Source organism: uncultured Marivita sp. (assembly GCF_947488135.1).
Lineage (GTDB): Bacteria > Pseudomonadota > Alphaproteobacteria > Rhodobacterales > Rhodobacteraceae > Marivita.
On record NZ_CANKYW010000002.1, the window covers coordinates 171,009 to 188,807 of the forward strand.

Here is a 17,799-nt window from a genome sequence, read left to right on the forward strand (position 1 = left end):
TTAAGGATAGTGGGAAAACGGTGTATATGTGTCATCTTGCAGAGCGCGGCTTCACTGTAACGCCGTCCAACGCGGGTTTTCATCATCCAGATGCCGCAACGCGCCCCAACTTCCCCATTTGCTTGGCGGAGCGACGTCCACAAACACATTGAACGGGCTTGCGGTCAGCCCTGCCCAAGCCTCCAACGCCTCACGATAAAGGTCGCCCATCTCATCGGAATAGTTGAATTCCATCAGGAATGAGACAAGGCGTTCATCCTCGATCGCGTCTCCTATCGGAGCCGCGTGGGTTCCGCCTTCATACATGATCAACTCCAGCCCGGCCTCTCGTGCTGCTTGCGCGTGGTACGGCCAGAGCGTGTTTGCCAATTCGGTCAAAGATCCGTTTCTGACGACCTCTGCGGCGTGGTTGGAAACGCCATCGAACCGGTGCGCTTTCGTGTATTCACGCAACGCAACACGTGACAGGCCCGCGCTTTTTCCGGCCGCTTCCGCGCGTTCCTGCGCCGCGTCCAGCACAGACTGAAGCGTGCCCGGCTCTCCAAGCTCGTATCCGAAATACCCGGTAACGGCGTAAGCATCGAACATCTCGGATGGAGAATACCCCAGCGCCGCCCGAGCGTGCTCTCCCGCAAGGCTGGCCTGTTCCAGTTCTGGCCAACCCGTGTGGACCGAGACGATGCGCTTCAACCTCGACTCCGCATCAGCGCCATAGACTTCGGTCCAGATGTCCATCACTTCAGCCGCGCGTTTTCCATAAAACTGCATCCAGCCGTCACCGACATCTCCCCACAGTCCCTGCGCCTGTCGTTGCGCCCACTGCGCCTGGTCGAAGATAAAGTTCCACATTTCGTTGGAATATTCGATATAAGCCACGCGCTCGGGTCTCAGCATATCCCGCACCGTTTCGGCAAAATTGCGGATCAGCATGTCGTCGGCGAGATGAGGAATTGTGAACCACGGATCGGCCCCGATCTGATTGGCCAGATCGATCATCACCGACAGGGGAACTCCGCGCCACGCGTAGCTGAAATCGCTTTTTGCAGGTAGGTCGCTCCAGCTTTGGACAATTGAGTCGTTGGTATTCAACCAGTCCATGAAACGCAGAACCTCGACATCCCCCAATCTGTCGACCCATTTCGGGTTGAACACAGCGCCGTCGAGCAAGGCAGCCTCCTGATCTTCGCGGATCACCCGGATATTGCGGATCGGATCGTCCGGATCAGTTGCCTTTATCGCAATCCCGACCAAACCGGGACCGGGCGTATAGGTGAACACGTGTCGCCCGGCCTCTCGCGCGATCACTCGACCTCGGCCCGTCACCTCGAGACGGCCTATTCCGTCGAACAACACCACATATCGCCCCGCAAGGTGAGCGCCGTCCTCTGGTTGATCCGTCAAAATCAGCGTCTCCAAGCGGTCAAGACCAGCCGGCAGCCTTCGCGGCCAGCCTGCATCATCGAAGACGCCGTCAGCCTGCAATGTTTCAAATTCCATCCCGCCCCACTGACCAGGCAGGTGGCCGATCCAGGGCCGCGCTGATTTCATGAGATCGAGGAATGGGTGCTGCGTCGACCAGTCAGAGATACCGTTCAGTCCGAACGCCCGACCATCGCCTTGTGCCGAGACTGACGTTGCGGCCAGATGCCCGAACACCGTCAACCAAAGGGCAAAAAAGAGTTTAACGACGTATCTCAAAACTTCACTTTTCTTCATTCGGTTTCTGGACCGACAGCGGCCAGATTTATCGGCGGCTAGCGTTCAAACTGCTCCGACAATACTTGTCGCATCGCTCTTGTGGCCTCTAACTGGTTTTGCGCCGAGGCTACCGTTACATCGACTTTGTCCGGCGTATTCACGTCTGTGGCAAGGGGACGTGGCACAATCTCTCCAGTGTTTAGTGCTCCGGCAGTTGATCCAATCGGAAACGATTCAAGCTGAGTGGCGCGCTCATCAAGGAGACCGGAATACTCCTGAAAGAGCGACTCAATCTGACCGGCCTCTTCCACAAACCCTTCAGCCAAGAGGCGCTTCGCTACGCGACGAAGCACCGGTTCTGGAGGCGACGGTTCAAGCCCAGGGATCGCTGCCAAGGCGAGCTGAACAAAGGTTACGCCATCCGCATATTCCGTTGCATGATCTACGAACTTTGAATTCGCGGCCTCGGCATCTTTAGGTGAGAGGGGATTTTCCGACTTCAAAGCGGTCAATGCATCGAAATAGCGACGATGCTCGAGAAATGACAAAAAGGCGGCATTCCAGCTTTCGATCTCATGCTCGGTGTCCCGTAACTCTAGCGAAACTGCCGCGAGGCGATCGGGATCAGCATCGGTCTGGGCGGTGTCCAGAACCGCCCGCGACGACAATGCCTTTTCTGCCTCAAGATGCGCGATCAGTTCGGGAAACAACGCATCGCGCGTATCTAGGAAGTGCGCGGATAATCGAGGGAAAAGGACAATTTGAAGACCTGTGGGCAAGCGAGAAAAGCTGTGCAGAGCGTCGAGTTTTTCGGAATTCGACGTGTCATGCGGTTGTTTCGATGCGGCAAGAATGAGGTCTGCAAGGGGATCACATTCGCCAAACCGCCGCCACGGAATTGGACCATCTCCGGTCAGAGCCATCATGAAGTTGGTGAAACTTTTAGTATCCTGAAGGGTCGGATCCGTTGCTTCGAAAGCATCCTTCGCTTCATCGAATGCCCCGGTTTTCAAGTAATTCACGATCGACGCATTTGCAGCATCGCCAGAGTTCGTCAACGCGACGGGATCATTGATTTGCCCGAAAGACTCGCCACGGAGCGCCTCCACAGAGGTCGTTTCGATGCCGTTCCACACAGCGCTTGACCAGAGGCAATTATCGCCAGTTTCATTTGAGGCGGCCACTGGTTCCGAAGGTTCCTCGACTTCAACCCGCTCGCCAAGCCCTTTTGGCGGCGCAGCAATCTGCGAAAAACCATTGATATGAGTGGTTTCGCTCATTTGTTTTGCAATGCTTTTCGAGAGTCTTTCGACGACCGAGTAATCAAGATCAAAGGCGGTTGGTCTGCGTTCTTGCAGAAACGGCTGAGGTGCTCGTTCCGGAAAGGTCGCCGTCACATTTGGAAGGAGAGGCAAAACAACAGCGGAGTCGTTTTCTACCTCGGAGATATCAATGACGATCAGACGATCGGTGTCGGCGCGTACGTCCGCGATGCATTGACAATTCAGCTGAAGGGTTAGCAGACCTGCAGCTGTTTCAAGAGATTGAACGCGCTTCTCACTCAATCGGTCAAACAATCTGCTGGCATCCAGTTTGTCGATCTCAGGGATGACACTCAGTTCAAAACGACCGGGCTCGACCGCGCGAAGCTGAACATCTCTGGTGTTCTGCTCGGTCTTGATCGTGAGACGGGTGAAGCCGTCATGTTCACCTCCGCGCGCGACGCCAGTATTGGCAATCAAGACTTGAGGCCACATCAACACGAAGAAAGTGAGTAAATTAAGCATCTTATCAGGCATGGCTTTTCAATGTCTTGAGTGCTTCATCCAAGGCGGCGAATTCGGGCCGGAAATGATGCGGGATGCTCTGACGCGCCACTTCGAGGCAAATTTTCGGCGGATGTTGATGCAGATGAGAAACAAAAACCTCCTTGATCGCACGATAGAAATTTATGTCATCATCGGCAGCCGCTTTCACCTTGAGCGCGAACGGTGCGACCAGACAGTATGCAAGGAAAACGCCAAGAAACGTGCCGACCAAAGCCCCGCCGATCAGTTTGCCCAGCACCTCAGGCGGCTGGTCGATGGACCCCATGGTTTTGATCACACCAAGGACCGCCGCAACAATCCCCAATGCCGGCAATCCGTCCGCGATGGATTGCAGACCATGCACCGATTGTTCCAGATGATGCTTGGTTTCATCGATTTTCTTGTCGAGCAGTTCCTCAACCTGCATCGGGTCGTCATAATTCATCGACGCAGAGCGCAGGGTATCGCAGATGAGATCCAGCGCGGTGTGGTCTTTGAGCAGTTTCGGAAATTGAGAGAAAATCTCGGAGTCCTGCGGGTTGTCTATATGCGCCTCAAGGCCGACCGGGTTCTTTCTGGCCAGATTGATTAACTGGTAAAGCACCTGAAGTAGTTGGTTGTAGTCCTCGGCCTTCCACTGACTGCCTTTGAAGACTTTGAGCGTGTCCTTCCCGGTTTGCTTCAAAGACGCAAACGTGTTGCCTACCGCGAATGCACCGACGGCTGCCCCGCCGATCATCATCATCTCAAAGGGGAGCGATTTCAGAATGATACCCAGTTTGCCGCCTGCCAGGAGGTAGCCGCCGAAAACCATGATGAACGTAAACGCGATGCCCGCAAGTGCGATCATGTCAGATTGTCCTTTTCAGCTGCGCGCAGCGGTTTCACATAACCACAAATTCGGCGTGCAAAGCCCCTGCCGCCTTGATGGTCTTTAGAATATCGATGAGGTCATTCGGCGTGATCCCCAGCGCGTTAAGCCCTGTAATCACGTCAGAAAGCGTTGTTCCGCCGGGCACCTCGGCCAGGGAAACGGCAGGTGCATTCTCGATCTGCGCGCCGGTCCGTGGCACAACGACGGTTTCACCTTCGGCAAACGGGTTGGGTTGCACAACCACCGGCTGTTCCTGAACCGTCAGCGTGAGATTGCCCTTGGACACCGCGACGCGCGAGACACGGACGTTTTCACTGATCACGATGGTTCCGGACCGCTGATCGACGACGACTCTGGCAAGCGTATCGGGTTCAATCCGCAGATTTTCGATCTGGGCCAGAAGATGCGCCGGAGACCTTTGGCCCGCGGTTGCCAGATCGACAGCAATCGTTCCGGAATCCGACATGTTCGCAATAGGCGCTCCAGCCGCCACATTTATGGCGCGCTCGACCCTGTACGCTGTGGAAAAATCGGGACTTTTCAGGGCTATTGTCAGATTTTGCATCGTGGAGAAATCAAATGCCACCTCGCGCTCGACGATAGCCCCTGACGGGATGCTTCCCGCGGTGGGAACGCCTTGAACCGTACGTGCCGCGTCACCTTCAGCAACGACACCGCCAGCGATGATCGATCCCTGGGCGACGGCGTAGATTTGGCCATCCGCAGCATTCAGAGGCGTCATGACGAGCGTTCCGCCGCGAAGGCTCGATGCGTCACCTATCGCGGAAACGGTGACGTCGATCCTGCTGCCTGCGCGCGCAAAGGCGGGAAGCTGGCTTGTTACGATGACCGCCGCCACGTTTTTTGCGCGGAACTGTTCACCCGTCACATTGACGCCGAGACGCTCGAGGATATTGGACATCATGTCCTCGGTGAACGGTGAGTTTCGCAGGCCGTCGCCGGTGCCATCCAGACCGACCACAAGACCATACCCGACAAGGTCATTGCCCCGGACGCCCTCGAAATTGGCCAGATCCTTGAGCCGGACGCCTTGCGCCAAGGTGATCGTCGGAACGAGAAGCAGGATAAGCGCCGACAGAAAAGCTTTCATCGCAGATACTCCGCCAACGAAGTTCGGCTTTGACGCGCCGCGATACGGTAGAAGACCTCTAATTGCTGTTGCGCGGCTTCGAATTCGGAGGCTGCTTCGAACTGATCGATGCCCAGTAAAGACAGGCGATCAGTGGCGATCCGCGCCTGGTTAGCTTCGGTCATTACTCGCGCGTTTTCGATGATGGACTCCGTCAGGCCAAGGCTCGCGCGTTCCTCGGTCAATGTGCGGTCGGCTTGCAGAATGTCTGCACGACTTTCACCGAGGAGGCGCGATTGTTCGACGATCGACAGATTCAGCGCAGGATCGCCCGCCACTGCGGCTTTCGCCAAGCCCTTCAGCAAGTCTTTGACCGTGTCGCCATCCGCCCGCAGGCCGAATGTAGCGGTGTCGTCCTTCGTGAGTGGGAGAGACATGAACCCCGTGTCCGAGCCCTGATAGGCCGTCGTTTCAAAGCCACCGCCCGGTGTATCGAACCAGGAATCGAGCGCGGCCTGAACATCCGCGGCAATGGTGGCGCCGAGGGTCGCTGTGCGCACCAAGGCCAAGAGATCAGCACCATCGGGAAGAGGTTTTGTTTGCGTTGCGGTTCCAGAAAACACGTACTTTCCAGCAATTTGCGAATTCAACGCATTGACCGTGTCGATAAAGACCTCGGCCGCGCTGTCCGATATGGTCTTGAGTTCAGCCGGGCTTTGGAGTTGGGACACCAAGGACAGGTTATCCGTCAACCGTCCCGCCTGATCTTGAATGCGCCCGAGGATCGATTGGGTCGATCCGGCAAACACCGCGGCTTCCGCGATACCACGCCGGTGTTGTTCCAGCAGAATTGCTTTCCGGTCCAACAAGGAAACAGCCATCGTCGCTCCTCCCAGATGACGCGCCTTGTCTTTGGCCAGGCCCGTGGTTGCTGCCTCGGCCGCGCTCTCTGCGCCATTTCTGAGGCTGGTCTGAAACCGACTGGACATCATGAATGCCGCCAAATCGCCAATTGCTCGCATGGTTTATTCCCTTCAAATTCTAAGAAGTTCGGACAGCATGTCGTCGACCACCTGCACCACCCGCGCGTTTGCCGCGTAGGATTTCTCAAGCTCGATCAACTTTTGAAGTTCCTGATCGGTATTCACGCCGTCAGAGGCGACCGATTGTCGAACGCTGTCGAGATGCGCGGAGGCATAATTGCGGGCATCGAACGAACGAACGCGGTTCGCCGCGGCGTCACTGGACAGGTTTTGAACATATCCGATAAGCGATTGGTCCCCCGACCCAAGCGCAGCGGACCCCGCCGCGATGGGCCGTGTGATTTGAGTGCGCAATGCTGATAGAAGCGTGGCATTTCCCGCATCCCCTTGCGCCGTCGCATTGATGCCATCGCGCCAACGCCATGGCTCCGAATTGGAGCTGCTGAGTGCATTGTTCAGAGTGATGCGTCCGGCGAGGCCGATTTCGTTCGTCGGCACGAAAGCCAAACCATTGTCCGTGAAGACGCCCGCATCCCCGGGGCCGAGTGTCGTGTCCGGGCCGCCGGAACCGAAACGGTGGATCGCCTCGCGTGCAACCCCGTCCAGGCGCGCCTGCGCCTCCGGCACAATCGTGTCACGTAGAGCGAACTGCGCGGCGAGCGCGCCGCCGTTCATCATGGCTGAACCGGGAACGTCGACCGCCTGGCCGTTGATCTGAAGCCGCGACACCAATCCGTTGGATGTATTCATATGGGGGAGCACCATAGGGGTCGCGTCGAAGGATAGCTCAACCGCCCTTTCATCCAGAAGTGTGCGTCCTTGCGCCGTGAAAACTGCGATCACGCCGCTGTCTCGTTCGACCACGTGCAGCGGAACGAACTCTGACAATTGATCAAGCACGGTGTCGCGTTGATCCATCAGTCCGAGGGAGTCCTGACCAAGATGTTTGGCCGTCATGATCTGCTTGTTCAGTCCCTCGAGTTGCGACAGGCCGGAGTTCAACGTCCTGACTGCGGTCGCAATTTGCTGGTCAGCACGCGAGCGTTGGGTCGTCAGACCATCGCTCGCCTCTCGCAGGGCAGAGACAAATCCTTCCGCAGCGAATGACACGGTTTTCAAACGTGTTTCGGATGACGGATCGGACGCGGCTGACAGCAATGCCGTTTCCATCCTCGTAAGCTTGTCGGCGATCGACCCAAGTGTATCGACGCTGCCCACCAGTTGCTCGAATTTTGCGTCGAACGCCGCGAAAGCCGAGCTTGCCGAAAAGTCCGCTGCCGCCAGCCGTTTCTGGTAGGCAAGGATCGGGTCGGATTGACGCGTGACCTGTGCCACGCGCACTCCGCCCGAGGATTGGTTGACGTCTGTCGTCAGAACAACCTCTCGGCGGCCATATCCTTCATTCAGCGCATTTGCGATGTTTGCGGAAAGCACGGAGGTGCCGCGCGCATTGGCGAAAAGCCCGCTCAGCGCGTTGGAAAGGGCGCCGGAGAGACTCATGTCGTTCTCCTTCCTGTGTCAGGGGTTAGCGTTTGATGTTGGTGGCTTCTTGAAGCATTTCATCGACAGTCTGGATGACCTTCGCGTTCGATGAATACGCCCGCTGTGTGCGGATCAATTCGGTCAATTCGTTCGCGATGTCAGTCGCGGATTCTTCCAGTGCGAAAGACAGAATATCTCCGGTCGATCCGTTACCGGCGTCCCAAAGGAAGAAGCTGCCGCTTTCCGGGGTCGGCATGTAGAGCTGGCTTCCAGCGGCGGCCATTCCATTCGGGTTCGGAATGTCGACAAGCGGAACCTGATACAATGTGCGCGTGGTCCCAGTGTCGTAGAACGCCGTCACCAACCCGGTTTCATCGACTTCGACGGACGTCACTTTTCCCACGGGCGCACCATCACGGCTGATATTGAAAGGCGCGAAGATATCGGACAGTTGCGAGAGACCTTCATTCAGACCGGGACGCCCGATATTGATGTCGATAGGACCGCTGGGCGCGGTAATGGTGAAGACGCCGGTTGCCGGATCATACGGTCCACCCGAAACGTCGGTCACGCCGAGCAAGGTACCGCCAAGAGTACGCGCATCATCGAATTCCAGGTCGTATTGACCTATCACCGTTGCCGGATCGGCGCTGTCGATGACCTCAAGCGACCACTGGTTCGACGTGCCGGTGGCCGGAACCACCGGAGTGAAGGTGAATTCGAGCGTCTGTGCGCGGCCCAGGTTGTCGTAATATTCAATGGATTGGGTCAGCGGGTCGCCCAGCGCACCGGTTTCTGTTTCCGTGGCCGGCAGGTTGATGCCCAATTCAATCCGGGTGGTCGGTTCACCGCTGAACTGATTGACGTTGATACGGACGGGTTCCAAAGCCTCGCTCGTGGCGCGCGGATAGTTCGGGATAGTGCCATCCAGATTCGCGGGCCAACCCAATAGCATCTGCCCGGATGCGGTGCGCAGGTACCCGTTGGCATCCGTCCGGAACGAACCGGTGGTGGTCAGGAACATCTGCGGCGATTCTGCACCGGCCAGCACCTCGGTCGCTTGAGCCACAGGCAGGAACCCCCGCCCGCTTACGGCGAGGTCGGTCGAATTAGACGTGGTCGTAATCGCGCTTTCCTGGTCGATATAGCGTTGCGTCGTGGTGCGTACGCCGCCGGCGGTGTAGGTCCCACCCCCGGACGTGACGACCATGGAATGAAAATTCGCCTCGACCCGTTTGTAACCGGGTGTCTGGGAATTGGCGATATTGTCGGAAATCGTTGCCAAGCGGGTTGCGTTGGACGCGAGGCCGACGACGCCCGCGCTAAGTGAAGAGGAAATCGACATGAAACGCCTTTCTGGTGAGTTGGCTTGTTTCACTCACCAATAGGACGATGGGTTTAACGGCAGGCTAACGGATAAAAATTGACCTATTTCGAAACATCATCTCAGTACCGAAGGAAGATAATTTCGATCCTATTGTTGCGATGAGCCATGAGGTTGTCGACGACCGGTTCGCGGTCTCCGTACGCCGTGACGCGGCGCAAACGCTCGGTTTCAAGGCCATAGCCGGTGAGCAGTTCAGAGACCGCGAAAGCACGATCCGCCGACCAATCCCACACGGGATCCTCGATCCGAACCACCGGCACCTTGGCCACGTGCCCTGCGATGGCAATCTGGTTCGCCAGCAACTTGCTTGCCTCGCGGACGGCATAGGCAATTTCCATCAGCATCTTGGTCGGTTCTGCGCCGTCGGTGAACAGCGGCTCGTCCTCGGTGTCGAAGAATTCGAGGACCAACCCTTCGTCGGTGACTCGCGTCACGACATGGCGGAGCCATTGATCCTCGAGCAGACTTTCCCCGCCAAGTCCTAGCAGGACATCCTGAACCTCTTTGAAGGCTTCGGCCTGGCGGCTATCGCTGTCGTCCTCGGCCCCGGCCGACGCGTCGCCGGTGGAGTCGTTCAGAGAGCTCGCGCCGACACCCATGCGCGGAAGGACATCAGCGGCAAACACGCTTTCACCCATAAACATTCCGTCCGAACCGCTGGAAAGTCGGCTGATCGGGGCGGTTGGACTGAAGTAATCGGCGATGCCTTTGCGTTGCTTTTCGGTGGTCGCGTTCAACAGCCACATCAGCATGAAGAAAGCCATCATTGCGGTGACGAAATCGGCATACGCCACCTTCCAGGCACCACCATGGTGCCCGCCTTCAACGATTACTTTCTTACGCTTGATGATAACTGGCGCGACATTTCTGTCAGTCGCCATTCCCTACACTCCTTACGCCCCGCAGTTGGGATAGCAGTTGGACGTAAACCTTGGCTTAACACTTAAAAATCGAGGTGTTTCGACGAGCCGCGTTTTCCTCCGAATGGGCGTGATTAATTCGATGCTCTCGCAGTTCATATGCGCCAAGCCAACAAGCGGCTTGAATTATCGAATTCCCGAGACAGCTTTGAAGGATCGTCAGGAGAGTGCCATGCAAAGATTTCTTGCCACTATCTGTCTGGTTGCCGCGACTGGCCTCTCCGCTCCGGCGCAAGCCGAGATCTTTCACCGAGAGACCATCCCGAACTTCCGCGCCGTCAGCATCGCCTATGACGCTTTGGTGTGTGGCATCTGGATTGCGAACGAAAGCAACGAGGTGGTTCTGCTTTCGACTTTCGGCAAGGAACTCCGAAGGTTTGACACAGGCATGCGCATCGTCCGCAGCCTGACTGTCGAAGACGATGGGCTTCTGATCGCGAACGGTTGGGGTGCGTTTCGGCGGCTGACCCGCGACGGTCGGCCGATCGATACGCCCTTCCGCCTGAGCGACACGCTCTACGACACCGAAGGCCTGCACCGCGACGCCGATGGCAGTTTTCTTGTCGTCGAAGACGATCCGTCGCGGCTGATGCGGATTGCCCCGGATGGTACGGTCCTGATGGAGTTATTCGGCGACAGTTTCGACCCGCCGATGACGGAACCGCAAGGCGTGACCCGAGATCCGTATTCTGGAAACATCCTGGTTGTGGATGACAATGAAGGTCTGAACAGCCTGTTCGAACTTGCCCCGGACGGTCGCGTTCTGTCCGTCACGCCGCTGTCCGAATTCGGCCGCGATGCGGAAGGGGTCGCGCTGCAACCGGAAACGGGGACGCTTTATGTGGGCTTCGACACCGGGCAGGCTTTGGCCATCTTCGACTGGATCCCGAGCGAGATCACCATCGAGACACCCTTGGAGCACGGACCAGATTGCGCATACTCGTGACGTTTAATGCGCGGACGCCTCCTGCGCCGACGCGCCAAAGCGGATGTTCCAGAGTAGTAAGGCCATCACCGCCGCGACCCCGCAGAGGTTGATGACGAAGGCGGCTGGCCACAGGCACGCCAGGCCAGCGGCAAGGCACAGGACACGCATGACAATGCCGAAGCGGCGCTCCATGCAGCCCTGCAATCCGGCGGACAGCGCGTAGACACCGAACACCGCAAAGAGGAAGATCTGGATCATCGCGGGCCAGTCCCCTGATAGGAACGGCGTGTAGGCGAAAAGAACGGGCACGATGTAAAGGCCCTTTGCCAGCTTCCAGCTTGCCACACCGGTCGCCATTGCTGGCGCTTTGGCGATCGCCGCAGCGGTGAAGGCGGCAAGAGCCACGGGCGGGGTCACATTGCTGTCCTGCGACAGCCAGAAGATGATCATATGCGCGGACAAGAGCGCACTCGTGGCGACCGCCGGCGGGACAACTAGATCACGCAGCGGTGCCGCGATTTCAAGAGGAAGGCTCTGGATCAGTCCGGCGGCCTCGGAATAGGTCAACTCCCGACTGAGAAGCTCGGCCTGTTCGGGCACGCCAAACATCAGCACTGCCTTCGCAGCATCCGGAAGCGCACCCGCGGCCAGTTGGGTGATGACGAACTGATCGCTGATCATGCCGGACAAGGCGGGCGCCGAAAGCGTGGCGAGCACGATATACGCGGCCGTCACCGGAAGACCCATGCCAAGGATAAGACTGGCCAGCGCGATCAGCACCAGCGCGATCAGGATGTTGCCGCCCGCCCAGCTTGCGATCATCAGGCTGAACGTGTTGCCGACACCCGCAGTCGCGATCACGTTCACGATAAGCCCCACCGAACACAAAAGCACCGCCGTAAGGACCATGCCTTTGGTGCCCATGACGAAGGCTTCGAATACGGCCGTTGGCCCCATCGGGTTCTTGGTGAGCCAGCTTGATCCGATGACCGCGATGATGCCGAAAACCGCCGCATAGGTCGGCGTGAAGCCGATCACCAGAAGCGTGATCAGAGTGCAGATCGGAAGAACGAAACTTGCCCCACCCTCTTTGAAGGCAGACCCGAGCGTCTGCCCCTCGTCCGGCATCGGAGCGAGGTTGTTGCGTCGCGCTTCGATGCGGACAAAGAACGCGACGGACAGGAAATACAGAAGCGCTGGCAAGGCAGCGACCGCCACGATCGTCTCGTAGGGGATTTGCGTAAAGCTTGCCATCACGAAGGCCCCGGCCCCCATGATCGGTGGCATCAACTGCCCCCCGGTGGAGGCCGCCGCCTCGACACCGCCCGCGAATTTCGGCTTGAAGCCCGCGCGCTTCATCAGCGGGATGGTGATGACCCCTGTGGACGCGGTGTTGGCCACGGCAGAACCCGAAATCGTGCCTGTCAGTCCCGATGCGATCACCGCAACGATGCCCGGACCGCCAACCAGTTTGCCTGCAACTGCTCGCGCCATGTTGATGACGAATTCACCGGCCCCGGACCGAAGCAGGAAGGCGCCGAAGATGATGAAAAGAAATACGTAGGTCGACGAAATGCGCGCGATGGTGCCGAACATCGCGTCGTCGCCATAGATCGAACGGAACGCGACGGTTTCGATGCTCAGGCCCGGGAAGGAAAAAACCCCCCCGATATATTTGCCCCAAAACGCCACATAGGTCAGCGACAGGATGATGAGGATCGGAATGATCACACCGGCCACGCGGCGGGTCAGTTCGATGGCGCCCAGGATACATATGGTCACCGCGATCCAGTCGAGCGGTGCGAGTTTCACGCCCCGGTCATAGATCGCGTTTTCCGCGAAAGTCAGCCAAACGGCAGATGCCGCAACCGCGATACCGATCACCAGATCGAGCATGATCGGAGCCGGCTTGCCGGACGACCCGCGCCACATCGGGTAGAGAATGGCGGCAAGTGCCGCGAAGCCCGCAAAGTGAAACCCGTTGCGCTGCAACTCGGACAGGACCGGATCGAAGGCCACGTAAATATGCCCGACCGCGATCAGAAAACAGACAACCGACAAGGCAAGGTCGGCCGAGCCGGTGAAGGTCCGCAAGCGTCCTCCGTCTTCGTCTTTTTCGCTCTCTGCCATGGCCCCACCCGATCATGGTTGACCAGCCCACGGCACCTGCGGCGGGCTGGTCGATTGTGTCGGTTTACTGAGCGATCAGCCGCTCAGGTACGTCCAAACCGGCTTCCTGATAGTAGCGCAGCGCGCCGGGATGCAGCGGCAGGGGCAGACCTGCAATCGCGCTTTCAAGCGCCATCGCCTTGGTTGCCGGGTGGATCGCCTGAAGGAACGGCAGGTTTTCGTACATCGCCTTGGTGATCTGGTAGACGTGCTCTTCCGGGACATCCGCGCTGGTCGCGAGGAAGTTCGGCTGCGCAATGGTCTGCACATCCGTGTCCTGACCCGGGTAAGTGCCCGCCGGAATGGTGAACGGGGTCCAGAGACCGCGATCGCCGTCACCCATCGCCATTTCCTCTTCGGTGAAGTTGAGCAGCGTGACCGAATCCCCGGCAGAAGCCATCAGCTGACTGATCGCGCCAACCGGGATACCGGCCGGAATGCCGACGCCCTTGACCTGACCATTCTGAAGCGCCTCGGACGAAGGCCCGTAGCCGCCGAACACCAATTCGTAGTCGTTTTCGATGTCGATGCCGAAACCGGACAGAATCGCGGCGTTCGAACCGATGGTGCCCGAGTTCTGGCTGCCGAGCGCCATGCTCTCACCCTTCAGCGCAACCATGTCCGCCATCGTGCCGGTCGTGGCTGCATCGGAAGAAATGATGAAATGCTCGACGTTCTGCCAGAGCATCGACACCGAGCGCAGGCTTTCCTGCGGACCGACTTCTTCCAATGGCCCGGTGCCGGTTGCCGCGTAGTAACCGTAAAGGCCCTGCAAAATGCCGAACTGGGCTTCGCCTTCACGGATCAAGCGGACGTTTTCACCGGATCCCGCAGAGCTGATTGCGGCCATGCCGATATTGGTGCTGGGCTCAAGCTTGACCTTCACGAGGGTCGCAAGCGCAACGCCCACCGGATAGTAGGTCCCACCGGTCGATGCGGTCGCCAAGATGTAGTTCGCACCTTCGTCCTGAGCCTGAGCAGCCATGCCCGACAACGCGAGTGTCGCGGCAAGTGCCGCGGTCTTGAAGTGTTTCATATAGTCCTCCCACTAAGTGCACTTTTGACAGCGCTGGAGGCATCATAGGCAAAGAATTCAGAAATCGGTAGGGATCAATCTACATTTCAGCCACAACATCACCTGCAAAAATTCCCGTAGCCTATTCAATCAGCACGCATTTCCTGAAATACAGCCTCCCGATCTTGTCGGCATTGGGCCGACCGGCGCGAGCACGCGCAGCTTTGCATCCCCACGCGAAACGCCCGCAAACGACAGTGAAATCCCAAGTGTCTACTCCGCCGCGACCGGTTCGGGCCCTGCGTCAGCTTCGGCGGGACGCGCCGACAAGACGAGGCGCAGCAGGGGTGGAACGGTCAGCAGCGTCAGGAAAGCCGACATGGCGAGACCACCCACCACGACCGCTCCAAGACCGCGATAAAGCTCGGAACCGGCACCGGGAAACAGAACCAACGGAAGCATCCCGCAAACCGATGTCAGCGTGGACATGAAGATAGGTCGAATACGATTTCGCGTCGCTTCCTCGATCGCATCGACTGGCGACATCCTTTCTTCACGCAGGTGGTAAAGCGACTGGTGGACGATGAGGATGGCGTTGTTGACGACAATGCCCACAAGAATGACGAAACCAAGAAGGGTCAGCATGTCCAAAGGTTGTGTGCCGATCATGTTGAGCACAGCCAATCCGCCGACACCCCCCGCCGCGGCAACGGGAACCGAGATCATGACGACAAGCGGCAAGACGAAAGACTCGAACAGAACCGCCATGACCAGGAAGACGATCACCAGCGCCACGGCCAGATTGATCTGAATCGCATTCCATGTCTGAGACAGTTGGTCTGCTGTACCGGATACGGACATGCGGACACCGGGTGGCAGTCCCTGCTCTTCCAAAGCGGCAATCACTTCGGTTTCCAAGAGTTCGACCGCAGCCTCCAGCGGCAGCGCGTCTGACGGACGCACTTCAAGCGTGATCGTACGGAGGCGTTCAAGATGCCGGATTTCCGTGGGGCCCGCCGTCACACGCACCTCGGCCAGTTCGGAGACCGGCACGATCCGCCCCGTTGGTGTGACCACCGGGAAGCTGCCAACATCCTGCGTGCGCAACCCGCTGAGGATCGTGGTGTCGCCCTTCAGCGTCAGGTCAAGCCGACGGTTTCCCACGTTGATCTCGGCGACGCGCAGGCCGTCGTTGAACGCATCCACCGTCGCGGCAAGGTCCTGTGTCGTCAGCCCCGCATCTGCCAGGCGCACGCGATCCGGGATTAGACGGACCTCGGGCGCACCCAACTCGAGGCCCGGAATGGGCCTGAATTGGTGCCCTTCGGAGCGCGGCAAAAGCTGGCCAATCGTTCCTGCGGCGCGACCCGCAACGCTGAGGATGTCTTCCAGTTCATCACCCGAGATATTCACCTCGATGGTTCTACCGCCACCGACGCCCCGCCCGAAAAGGGACGGTTGCGTCATGAAACCGAAGGTGCCCGGTTCGGCAAAGATCGGGCGCGACAGGATCGGGATGATCTCGGCCACGCGGTCGCCGTCCACGGTTGCTGCCCCGACAAAGCTGTTTCCCGGTGTCGCGACGAAGAAGAACGACTCGAGCGCAGGCAACCCATCCTCGGTCTCGGTTGCGGGCGCGGCGGACCACATTGGTTCGGCCACAGCTTCGATGCGCTGCGCGATGGTTTCCGTGGTTTCGAGATTATAGCCGGGAGGCGGGATGATGAGGCCGAACACAAGGTTGCGGTTGCCTTCAGGCAGGTATTCGAGCTTTGGCAAAAACAGCCACGCGGCCGCCATCGCACTTGTCGCGATTGCCGCCACCATCACCAGCCCGGCCGTACGGAAGCGGACCGTGAACCGTACGTATCGCATGATCGCCCACGTGAAGGCCCGACCGAAATGGTCGATCCCCGGCAAGGCCAGCTTTTTCGTTTCGCCGCTCTTCAGCAACCGGCTCGACAGCGCGGGGATCACCGTCACCGCGACCACCAGTGACAACAGGACGGAGACCGAAATCGCGACGGCGATGTCGCGGAACAACTGCCCCGCTTCCAGTTGCATCACGAGGATCGGGATGAACACCATGACCGTAGTCAGCGCCGACACGAGGATCGCACCCCAGACCTGTTTCGCGCCGATATAGGCCGCCTCGCGCCGCGATTTGCCCTCTTCGCGCAATCGGAAAATGTTTTCGAGAACGACAATGGCGGCATCGACGATCATGCCAACGGCGAAGGCGATACCGGCGAGCGAGATCACGTTGAGCGTTCTGCCCGTCACAGCCATTGCCACGAAGGTCGCCACGATCGACACCGGGATGGCCATGCTGATCACCAAGGTAGCGCGCGGGCTGCGCAGGAAGATCAACAGGACCGTCGCCGCCAAAAGACCCCCGATCCAGATGTTCTGGGTCACCAGATCGATGGCGCCCTCGATGTAGATGGTTTCATCATAGACCTGTTCCAGCGTCAGACCGTTGGACGCGACGGGCCCCTCTTCAAGTTCGGAGATGACCGATTTCACCTCGGCCATGGTCGAGATGACGTTCGCGCCCTGTTCGCGCACGATATTGAAGGCCAGCGCCGGTTCGCCGCGGAACCGAAGGCGTGCTGAGTTTTCCTTGTAGGCAAAGCTGACATCGGCCACGTCGCCGACGCGCACGCGGCCCAGCGCGCCGTTCGCACCCAGGCTTTCGCTGCGCAGAACAACGCTGTTGATCGCTTCGATGGTGTTCAAATTGCCATCCGCGCGCACCGTGTAGCGGCGCTTGCCTTCCTCGACATCCCCAGCCGAGATGCTGATGTTTTCCGCCCGCAACCGGGACACGACCGCAGGAATTGTCAGTCCAAGCCGCGCCAGCTCTTCGGGGCGGATCACGATCTGCAACTCGCGGGACACGCCACCGAACACGTTGACGGTGGACACGCCGTTCACGCGTTCAAGCCGCTCTTTGACGATGTCCTCGACGAAGTCGCCGTAGGTGGGCAGCGGGCGGGTGTTGCCCTCCTGCGCCCGGACCATAACCCAGGCAATCGGGCTGTCATCGGACCCGGAGGTGTTAAGCGTCGGCTCGCCAGCTTCGCTTGGATAGCCGCCGACGCGGTCGAGACGGTTCGAAACGAGCAACAGAATGTCGCCCATGTCGGAACCGATCGCGAATTCCAGCGTCACGGAAGCCTGCCCGGTCTGGGCGCGGCTGGTCATGATCTCGAGCCCTTCGAGACCCCGGAACGCATCTTCCTGCGGGTTGATGATCTCGCGCTCGATCTCGACCGGCGCGGCACCCGGCCATGTCGTCTCGACAACGACAACCGGCTTGCGCACGTCAGGGGCCAGTTGAACCGGGATGCGGCTCAGCGCCAGTGCACCGAAGAGCACCGCCATGATGACCACGGCGATGACCGCGATGGGACGTTCGATGGATGCGCGGATCAGGTCCATC

At 58.8% G+C, this 17,799-nt stretch carries 12 protein-coding genes; 1 reads left to right on the forward strand and 11 read right to left on the reverse strand.

Annotated features, from left to right (window positions below):
• Window positions 1–51 precede the first annotated feature (51 nt).
• The 8 genes from Q1B16_RS08010 to Q1B16_RS08045 form a co-directional block, all read right to left on the reverse strand.
• On the reverse strand, window positions 52–1,698 hold the full coding sequence (locus Q1B16_RS08010) for a hypothetical protein (protein ID WP_299786399.1): 1,647 nt from the start codon (window positions 1,696–1,698) through the stop codon (window positions 52–54).
• 56 nt (window positions 1,699–1,754) lie between these two features.
• Entirely contained in the window at window positions 1,755–3,497 is a 1,743-nt protein-coding gene (locus tag Q1B16_RS08015) for a hypothetical protein (RefSeq protein ID WP_299786401.1), read from the reverse strand.
• Complete coding sequence (gene motA, locus Q1B16_RS08020; RefSeq protein ID WP_299786404.1) at window positions 3,490–4,356, reverse strand: flagellar motor stator protein MotA; 867 nt, start codon at window positions 4,354–4,356, stop codon at window positions 3,490–3,492. Before motA ends, Q1B16_RS08015 begins: the two co-directional genes overlap by 8 nt.
• A gap of 34 nt (window positions 4,357–4,390) precedes the next feature.
• On the reverse strand, window positions 4,391–5,491 hold the full coding sequence (locus Q1B16_RS08025; RefSeq protein ID WP_299786406.1) for a flagellar basal body P-ring protein FlgI: 1,101 nt from the start codon (window positions 5,489–5,491) through the stop codon (window positions 4,391–4,393).
• Window positions 5,488–6,492, reverse strand: coding sequence for a flagellin (locus tag Q1B16_RS08030; RefSeq protein ID WP_299786408.1), 1,005 nt, complete (start codon window positions 6,490–6,492; stop codon window positions 5,488–5,490). Before Q1B16_RS08030 ends, Q1B16_RS08025 begins: the two co-directional genes overlap by 4 nt.
• A gap of 12 nt (window positions 6,493–6,504) precedes the next feature.
• Window positions 6,505–7,953, reverse strand: a complete 1,449-nt coding sequence (flgK, locus tag Q1B16_RS08035) for a flagellar hook-associated protein FlgK (RefSeq protein WP_299786410.1) — start codon at window positions 7,951–7,953, stop codon at window positions 6,505–6,507.
• A 25-nt stretch (window positions 7,954–7,978) separates the two neighbouring features.
• A complete protein-coding gene (locus tag Q1B16_RS08040; protein ID WP_299786412.1) occupies window positions 7,979–9,280 on the reverse strand; it encodes a flagellar hook protein FlgE in 1,302 nt (433 codons plus the stop codon).
• 101 nt (window positions 9,281–9,381) lie between these two features.
• Entirely contained in the window at window positions 9,382–10,203 is an 822-nt protein-coding gene (locus Q1B16_RS08045; RefSeq protein ID WP_299786414.1) for a flagellar motor protein MotB, read from the reverse strand.
• Window positions 10,204–10,414: 211 nt separating this feature from the next.
• Between Q1B16_RS08045 and Q1B16_RS08050 the strand changes: the two genes are divergently transcribed.
• Window positions 10,415–11,188 (forward strand): hypothetical protein, encoded by a 774-nt coding sequence (locus Q1B16_RS08050; RefSeq protein ID WP_299786416.1) that lies wholly within the window; start codon window positions 10,415–10,417, stop codon window positions 11,186–11,188.
• 3 nt (window positions 11,189–11,191) lie between these two features.
• Here the strand turns inward: Q1B16_RS08050 and Q1B16_RS08055 are convergent, their stop codons facing one another.
• From Q1B16_RS08055 to Q1B16_RS08065, 3 genes are all read right to left on the reverse strand, one after another.
• Window positions 11,192–13,300: a TRAP transporter fused permease subunit gene (locus Q1B16_RS08055; RefSeq protein ID WP_299786418.1), complete on the reverse strand. Its 2,109-nt coding sequence runs from the start codon at window positions 13,298–13,300 to the stop codon at window positions 11,192–11,194.
• Window positions 13,301–13,364: 64 nt separating this feature from the next.
• Entirely contained in the window at window positions 13,365–14,375 is a 1,011-nt protein-coding gene (locus Q1B16_RS08060; RefSeq protein ID WP_299786420.1) for a TAXI family TRAP transporter solute-binding subunit, read from the reverse strand.
• 252 nt (window positions 14,376–14,627) lie between these two features.
• The gene (locus tag Q1B16_RS08065) at window positions 14,628–17,798 is read right to left on the reverse strand and encodes an efflux RND transporter permease subunit (RefSeq protein ID WP_299786422.1); all 3,171 of its coding nucleotides are present in this window, start codon (window positions 17,796–17,798) and stop codon (window positions 14,628–14,630) included.
• Between the last annotated feature and the right edge of the window lies 1 nt (window position 17,799).